Origin of the sequence: Brevibacillus daliensis, from assembly GCF_021245735.1 — a bacterium.
In the GTDB taxonomy this organism is placed as follows: Bacteria; Bacillota; Bacilli; order Brevibacillales; family Brevibacillaceae; genus Brevibacillus_B; species Brevibacillus_B daliensis.
This window is the reverse complement of the sequence record NZ_JAJISB010000069.1, coordinates 1-1,889: the sequence shown is the minus strand read 5'-3', so window position 1 is coordinate 1,889 and position 1,889 is coordinate 1. Positions and strand designations below refer to the sequence as shown.

Sequence of the window (1,889 nt, the reverse complement as noted above, 5' to 3'; positions counted from 1 at the left end):
TTATGTGCGCCCAGCATGGGCGTTATCTATAGGGTTCAAGTCCCGAATGGTGAAGGCAGTAGTAGCCATTAGCTCAAAACAAGGGTGTCGACCGTGAGGTCGAATCTGAAGGAAGTTGGCGGCAAACCTCCGGTCTGAGGAACACGAATCTCATATAAGGCTAGCGTTCGTTGGGTGAGTCTGCATAACAAGACAAAGTCCTTACTGCCAAAGATGAATGAGAGTAAATGAGACAGATAGATGGAGGGGAAGATAACGCTCTTACCTGGGGAGACCTGACTGATACGCCATGCCCACATGGTAACCATTTTCGCGAGAAGATACTGAACAGTCAGGAGTCAGCAGAGGTCATAGTACCTTAGTAAAGGACGCTTGAAAAGGGAAGGACCGAACATTTAGGAAGAACGGTACACTAGGCGTTCATTCTTTGTAATGATACAGACAATCCGTAAGGACTTACTAAGAGGAGGAAGTGGTGAATACACAGGGGACTCTTAGAGGGTGGAGCAGAGAATGGCACAAATAGAAGGAACGTTCACGCGAAAGGAACTATCAAGATGATGAAACGACTTCTGTCACGGGAAAATCTCCTGACAGCACTTAAAAGAGTGGAAAAGAATAAAGGGAGCCACGGAGTGGATGGTATGTCAGTACAAAACCTACGAGAACATATCCTAACCAACTGGGCCTCCATCAGATCGCAGTTAGAAGAAGGAACCTATAATCCGCCGCCAGTCAGAAGAGTCGAAATCCCGAAACCTAATGGTGGTGTTCGGTTATTAGGTATTCCTACTGTGACAGACCGTTTCATTCAGCAAGCAATCGCTCAAATCTTAACCCCTATCTTTGATCACATGTTCTCCGAACATAGTTATGGTTTTCGTCCCAATAAAAGAGGGCACGACGCAGTTCGAAGAGCAAAGGAATATATGAGGGAGGGGAAAAGATGGGTTGTAGACATGGACTTGGAGAAATTCTTCGATAAGGTAAATCACGACAAGTTAATGGGGCTATTAGCCAAGTATGTCGTTGATAAAACACTTCTGAAACTCATCAGAAGTTATTTAGAGTCGGGAATTATGAGCAATGGAATAGAAACAGTAAATGAACAGGGAGTACCACAAGGTGGTCCACTAAGTCCACTCCTATCTAACATCATGCTACATGAGCTTGATAAAGAATTAGAGAAAAGGAAGCTATCCTTTGTCCGATACGCTGATGATTGTAATATTTATGTATCGTCAAAGAAGGCAGGGCTACGTGTAATGAACTCTATTACTGCATTCATTGAGGGGAAGCTGAAACTTAAAGTTAATAGAGACAAAAGTGCAGTTGACCGCCCATGGAAACGAAAATTCCTAGGATTCTCCTTTAGTCCCCAACTCGACCCGAAAATTCGGATTGCCAAAGAGAGCATTCGTAAATTGAAGCAGAAAATTAGACAATTAACTTCAAGATCCAAGTCAATACCCATGGAGTACCGTATTGAACAACTTAATAAGTATCTAATAGGTTGGGCTGGGTATTTCACACTTGCAGATACACCTTCGGTGTTCCAGAGTATAGATGAATGGACAAGAAGAAGGTTACGCATGTGTCTTTGGAAACAATGGAAGAAACCTCGGACAAAAGTAAAAAGGCTTATAGCCTTGGGAGTACCAAGAACAAAAGCCTATGAATGGGGAAATTCCCGAAAGAAATATTGGCGAATTGCACACAGTCCTATTCTTAACAGTTCCTTACATAATGCCTATTGGCAGACCGAAGGGCTGAAAAGTCTAAGGGAAAGATATTTTCTTTTGCGTCATACCTAAATGAACCGCCGTATACCGAACGGTACGTACGGTGGTGTGAGAGGTCGGGGGTTAGTCACCCCCTCCTACTCGATT

General features: G+C 43.6%; 1 protein-coding gene. It reads left to right on the top strand.

The features are described 5' to 3' along the window. Nucleotides 1-557: 557 nt before the first annotated feature. Nucleotides 558-1,814, top strand: a complete 1,257-nt coding sequence (ltrA, locus tag LM917_RS24225; protein WP_232700264.1) for a group II intron reverse transcriptase/maturase — start codon at nt 558-560, stop codon at nt 1,812-1,814. Nucleotides 1,815-1,889 lie beyond the last annotated feature (75 nt).